The organism is Henriciella sp., assembly GCF_049649345.1.
Taxonomy (GTDB): Bacteria; Pseudomonadota; Alphaproteobacteria; order Caulobacterales; family Hyphomonadaceae; genus Henriciella.
Genome location: NZ_JBARZC010000094.1, coordinates 1 through 5,308 on the forward strand (window position 1 = coordinate 1; position 5,308 = coordinate 5,308).

Below are 5,308 nucleotides of genomic sequence, written 5' to 3' on the forward strand. Positions count from 1 at the left end.
GGTATGGGGCATGGCTCGGGGCGGACGCACCATTTGGCGACCGCGACCGGTTGAAGCGGGAGCTCGATGCGCTCGCCGGCCTTGGTGTAGGCAATCTGAGGATTCTCGCCTCGGCTGAGGAAGGCCCGCTCAAGGCCGGGATCAAACCGGGCTTTCGCACCAAAGACACGTGGAACGAGACGCTGTTTTCCGGTCTCGATTATTGCATGGCCGAGCTGGCAAAGCGCGACATGAAGGCCGTGCTCTATCTCACCAATTTCTGGGAATGGTCAGGCGGCATGATGACCTATCTCTACTATGTCACCGGCGCATTCACCGACATGAATGACCCGGCCCATCCCTGGCCCGCATTTCCCGACCATGTCAGCGACTTTTATTCCAATGAAGCGGCGGTGGCGCTGTACCACGATCATATCACCAAACTGGCCGGGCGGACCAATCGCGTGACGGGCATGGCCTATGCCGACGACCCGGCGATCATGTCGTGGCAACTCTGCAATGAGCCTCGCCCCGGTGTGAGCCCGGACGTGATGGAGGCCGTCCTGCCCGCCTATTATGACTGGATCGGTTCGACGGCGCGGCTCATCCGCTCACTCGACGCAAACCCTCTCGTTTCCCTCGGCCAGGAGGGCACTGCGGCCAGCAATGGACGAGAGGATGTCTATATCAGAGCCCATCAGGACATCGACTATGCAACCGCCCATATCTGGCCGCAGAACTGGGGCTGGGTGGATGGCAAGAATCTCGCCGGCACAGGGGAGACGGGCGAAGAGAATGTCGCCGCCTATATCGCAGCGCACATCCGCATGGCCGAGACGATGGACAAGCCGCTCGTCTTCGAGGAATTCGGCTTTCCACGCGACGGTGAAGCCTATGATCGCGCATCAAAGACCTCTTACCGCCAGCGCTTCTACAGCATGATCTACAATGCGGTCGAAGACAGCGTGGCCCGCGGCGGCCCGGTTGCGGGAAGTAATTTCTGGGCATGGAATGGCGAGGCGCGCGCTGCGCATATAGACGTCCGCTTCAGGCCGGGCGATACGTCCTATATGGGCGACCCGCCGCACGAGCCGCAGGGCTGGTATGGCATCTTCGACACCGATGCCGACATGCACGCCCTGATCAGATCTCACGCTGAAGCGATCGCCGCCTAGTGCAGCTTTTCAATCTTCAACGCTTCATCCACAAAGCGCACCTGCGCGGGGCGCAGCAGGTTGGCGTGCGCGATGTTGATCGAGTGGATCACCGCTTCGATGTCACGGCGCCAATGATCCAGAAACTGAGCCAAGCGCGGAAATTTCGGGGCGATGTCGACCGTCTGCCAGACAAAGCTCTGCAGGAGCTTCGGGAAGTCGGGCCGGTAATAGATGACCTCGGCGGTGAGAAGTCCGCCGCCCTCAAGCTGTTTCCTGAAATCCTCGTCGCTCATCGGCGTTACCTCCATGGGCCCGATTCTGTATCAATGAGTGTGACGGACTGACGAACATCGTCAAGTTTTTGTTTAAAAACAGTGTGCTGGCAGCCGGTCCCGATCGCTGCCACCAACGCATCGAGCGTTACCCCCCGCGCGCGCGCCAAGCCTGAAAAATTTTCAGCAACCAACCTGTTGACGACCGGCCTGAGGAGACCTACCTCAGCGCCGTTAGCACTCTCACTGGATGAGTGCCAACATCTGAACATATTGCCCAATCAGGGCGAACTTAAAGGTAAGAGAGAAGACATGAAATTCCGTCCTCTACATGACCGCGTTCTCGTGAAGCGCGTTGAAGAAGAAGCAAAAACGGCTGGCGGGATCATCATTCCTGACACCGCAAAGGAAAAGCCGCAGGAAGGCGAAGTTGTCGCTATCGGCTCTGGCGCCCGTGGTGACGACAATGAAATCGTCCCGATGGACGTAAAGGCTGGCGACCGCATCCTGTTTGGCAAATGGTCCGGCACCGAAGTGAAGGTCGACGGCCAGGATCTCCTGATCATGAAGGAAAGCGATATCCTCGGCATCATCGAGTAAACCGCTCTTCGATTTCCAACTGAATCCAAATTCTGGAAGGAATACAGCAAATGGCTGCTAAACACGTAAAATTCGGATCTGACGCACGCGAGCGCATGCTCAAAGGCGTCGACACACTTGCAAACGCCGTAAAAGTGACCCTCGGCCCGAAAGGCCGGAACGTGGTCATCGAGAAATCCTTCGGCGCACCGCGCACCACGAAGGACGGCGTCACCGTTGCAAAAGAGATCGAGCTTGAAGACAAGTTCGAGAATATGGGCGCACAGATGCTGCGCGAAGTGGCCTCCAAGGCCAACGATGTTGCTGGTGACGGCACCACGACCGCTACGGTTCTCGCCCAGTCCATCGTTCGCGAGGGCATGAAGCGCGTCGCTGCCGGCATGAACCCGATGGACCTGAAGCGCGGCATCGACAAGGCCGTCCTCGAAGTGACCTCCGATCTCGCGCATCACTCGCGCAAGGTCAAAGAGAACTCAGAGATTGCCCAGGTTGGTTCGATCTCCGCTAATGGCGACAAGGAAATTGGCGACATGATTGCCAACGCCATGGAAAAGGTCGGCAATGAAGGCGTGATCACGGTCGAGGAAGCCAAATCCCTCGAAACCGAACTCGATGTCGTCGAAGGCATGCAGTTCGACCGCGGTTACCTCTCACCCTACTTCGTGACGAACCCGGACAAGATGTCCGTCGAGCTCGAAGATCCATTCATCCTGCTGCACGAGAAGAAGCTCTCCTCGCTCCAGCCGATGCTGCCGATCCTCGAAGCTGTCGTTCAGTCGCAGCGTCCGCTTCTGATCATCGCTGAAGATGTCGATGGCGAAGCGCTCGCAACGCTGGTCGTCAACAAGCTGCGCGGCGGCCTCAAGGTTGCTGCAGTCAAGGCCCCTGGCTTCGGCGACCGCCGCAAGGCCATGCTGCAGGACATCGCTGTCCTGACCGGTGGCCAGGTCATCTCCGAAGACCTCGGCATCAAGCTTGAGAACATCCAGCTCGACATGCTCGGCACGGCCAAGAAAGTCGAGATCGACAAGGACAACACCACGATCGTCGATGGTGCTGGCACCAAGGATGAGATCGAAGCCCGCGTCGGCCAGATCAAGAAGCAGATCGAAGACACCTCTTCGGACTATGATCGCGAGAAGCTCCAGGAGCGTCTTGCCAAACTCGCTGGCGGCGTTGCCGTGATCAAGGTCGGCGGCGCAACCGAAGTCGAAGTGAAAGAGCGCAAGGACCGCGTCGATGACGCGCTGAACGCAACCCGCGCAGCTGTCGAGGAAGGTATCATTCCTGGCGGCGGCGTTGCCCTGCTCCGCGCGGCTCAGAACATCGACGTCAAAGGCATCAACGCCGATGAGCAAGCCGGTATCGATATCGTTCGCAAGGCGCTCGAGTCCCCGATCCGTCAGATCGTCAACAATGCCGGCCTCGAAGGCTCTGTCATTGTTGCCAACGTCCTGAAGGAAACCGATCGCGGCTACGGCTTCAACGCACAGACCGAAGAGTATGGTGACCTCTACAAGATGGGCATCATCGATCCGGCCAAGGTTGTTCGCTCTGCCCTGCAGAACGCAGCTTCCGTTGCAGCCCTGCTGATCACCACCGAAGCCGGTGTGGCCGAAGCCCCGAAAAAAGAGGGCGAAGGCGCAGGCGGCGGCATGCCTGACATGGGCGGCATGGGTGGCATGGGCGGAATGGGCTTCTAAGCTCACCTCCCTGAAGGCTTCGGCAGCAACATCAGGTTTCGCTGCCAGCCACCATCCAAAACCAATCAAGGGCGGTGCTTCGGCGCCGCCCTTTTTCTTTGAGCGAATGTGTTCAGGCCAGCTGCCATCAAGTGTCACTTGCAAGTCCCCGCCGCCATGCTTTAACAGGCCCCATGAGCAAGATTTACAACACAGCAGCAGCCGCGCTCGACGGGCTCCTGTTTGATGGCATGACGATCGCTGCGGGCGGCTTTGGCCTCTGCGGCATCCCCGAGCTTTCCATTGCGGCGATCCGCGAGGCCGGCACCAAGGATCTGACGGTCTACTCCAATAATGCAGGCGTCGACGGCTTCGGCCTCGGTGTCCTGCTTGAGAGCAAGCAGGTCAAGAAGATGGGCTCGTCTTATGTGGGCGAGAACAAGGAGTTCATGCGCCAGTATCTCGGCGGCGAACTTGAGCTCGAATTCAATCCGCAAGGCACGCTGGCAGAGCGTATGCGCGCGGGCGGGGCCGGAATTCCGGGCTTCTACACCAAGACCGGCGTCGGCACTGTGATCGCCGAGGGCAAGGAAGTAAAATCCTTTGACGGAGAGGACTACATCCTCGAACGCGGCATCTTCGCTGACCTTGCCATCGTCAAAGCCTGGAAAGCCGACACGACGGGCAATGCGGTGTTCCGCAAGACGGCGCGCAACTTCAACGAACCGGCCGCCATGTGCGGCAAGGTCTGCATCATGGAAGTCGAGGAAATCGTCGAGCCCGGCGAGCTTGACCCGAACCACATCCACCTGCCCGGCGTCTTCGTTCACCGGCTGGTGCAGGGCGAATTCGAAAAGCGGATCGAGCAGCGCACGGTCCGGAAGAAGGAGACCGCCTGATGCCCTGGACACGTGATGACATGGCCAAGCGCGCCGCGCAGGAGCTGGAAGACGGGATGTATGTCAATCTCGGCATCGGCATTCCGACGCTGGTCGCCAACTATATTCCGGACGGCGTCGAGGTGACGCTGCAATCTGAAAACGGGATGCTCGGCATGGGTCCTTTCCCTTATGAGGGCGAGGAAGATGCCGACCTGATCAATGCCGGCAAGCAGACCATTACGGAGCTGCCCCACACCGCCTTCTTCGACAGCTCCATGAGCTTTGCGATGATCCGCGGCGGCAAGATCAACATGGCCATCCTCGGCGCGATGGAAGTCGCCGAAAATGGCGATCTCGCCAACTGGATGATCCCTGGCAAGCTCGTCAAGGGCATGGGCGGGGCAATGGACCTCGTGGCTGGCGTCAAACGTATCATCGTGATCACCGACCACACCTCGAAGTCCGGCGCGCCGAAACTGCTCAAGGAATGCACCCTGCCCCTAACCGGACTTGGCGTGGTCAGCATGATCATCACCGATCTCGGCGTGTTCGATGTCGTCGAGGGCGGCCTTGAGATCAAGGAACTCGCCCCGGACGTGACCCGCGACGAGATCTACGAGAAAACCGAAGCGAAGATCGTCAATTGAGCGAGCTACCCCCTTGCCCGCAATGCAATTCAACCTTCACCTATGAGGACGGCGCGCTCCTGGTGTGTCCGGAATGCGCGCATGAATGGC

General features: G+C 59.2%; 6 protein-coding genes and 1 pseudogene. 6 read left to right on the top strand and 1 reads right to left on the bottom strand.

Annotated features, from left to right (window positions below):
• A partial coding sequence (locus tag WA989_RS02345; RefSeq protein WP_424338920.1) for a glycoside hydrolase 5 family protein occupies positions 1–1,154 on the top strand: 1,154 nt, incomplete at its 5' end.
• Here the strand turns inward: WA989_RS02345 and WA989_RS02350 are convergent.
• Positions 1,151–1,429, bottom strand: coding sequence for a protein usg (locus tag WA989_RS02350; RefSeq protein ID WP_424338921.1), 279 nt, complete (start codon positions 1,427–1,429; stop codon positions 1,151–1,153). The genes WA989_RS02345 and WA989_RS02350 overlap by 4 nt on opposite strands.
• A 291-nt stretch (positions 1,430–1,720) precedes the next feature.
• Here WA989_RS02350 and groES point away from each other — a divergent pair, with 291 nt between their 5' ends.
• The 5 genes and pseudogenes from groES to WA989_RS02375 form a co-directional block, all read left to right on the top strand.
• The gene (gene groES, locus WA989_RS02355) at positions 1,721–2,008 is read left to right on the top strand and encodes a co-chaperone GroES (protein ID WP_424338922.1); all 288 of its coding nucleotides are present in this window, start codon (positions 1,721–1,723) and stop codon (positions 2,006–2,008) included.
• A gap of 50 nt (positions 2,009–2,058) precedes the next feature.
• Positions 2,059–3,711 (top strand): chaperonin GroEL, encoded by a 1,653-nt coding sequence (gene groL, locus WA989_RS02360; RefSeq protein WP_424338923.1) that lies wholly within the window; start codon positions 2,059–2,061, stop codon positions 3,709–3,711.
• Positions 3,712–3,884: 173 nt separating this feature from the next.
• Positions 3,885–4,589, top strand: coding sequence for a CoA transferase subunit A (locus WA989_RS02365; protein ID WP_424338924.1), 705 nt, complete (start codon positions 3,885–3,887; stop codon positions 4,587–4,589).
• Complete coding sequence (locus WA989_RS02370) at positions 4,589–5,218, top strand: CoA transferase subunit B (protein ID WP_424338925.1); 630 nt, start codon at positions 4,589–4,591, stop codon at positions 5,216–5,218. Before WA989_RS02365 ends, WA989_RS02370 begins: the two co-directional genes overlap by 1 nt.
• Positions 5,215–5,308 (top strand): annotated as a pseudogene (locus tag WA989_RS02375) (alkylphosphonate utilization protein); the annotation flags it as partial. The gene WA989_RS02370 and the pseudogene WA989_RS02375, both read left to right, overlap by 4 nt.

Excerpts from the sequence above, each read along its gene's own strand:
- WA989_RS02350 (WP_424338921.1), bottom strand. The coding sequence starts at position 1,429 with ATGAGCGACGAGGATTTCAGGAAACAGCTTGAGGGCGGCGGACTTCTC.
- groES (WP_424338922.1), top strand. The coding sequence starts at position 1,721 with ATGAAATTCCGTCCTCTACATGACCGCGTTCTCGTGAAGCGCGTTGAA.
- groL (WP_424338923.1), top strand. The coding sequence starts at position 2,059 with ATGGCTGCTAAACACGTAAAATTCGGATCTGACGCACGCGAGCGCATG.
- WA989_RS02365 (WP_424338924.1), top strand. The coding sequence starts at position 3,885 with ATGAGCAAGATTTACAACACAGCAGCAGCCGCGCTCGACGGGCTCCTG.
- WA989_RS02370 (WP_424338925.1), top strand. The coding sequence starts at position 4,589 with ATGCCCTGGACACGTGATGACATGGCCAAGCGCGCCGCGCAGGAGCTG.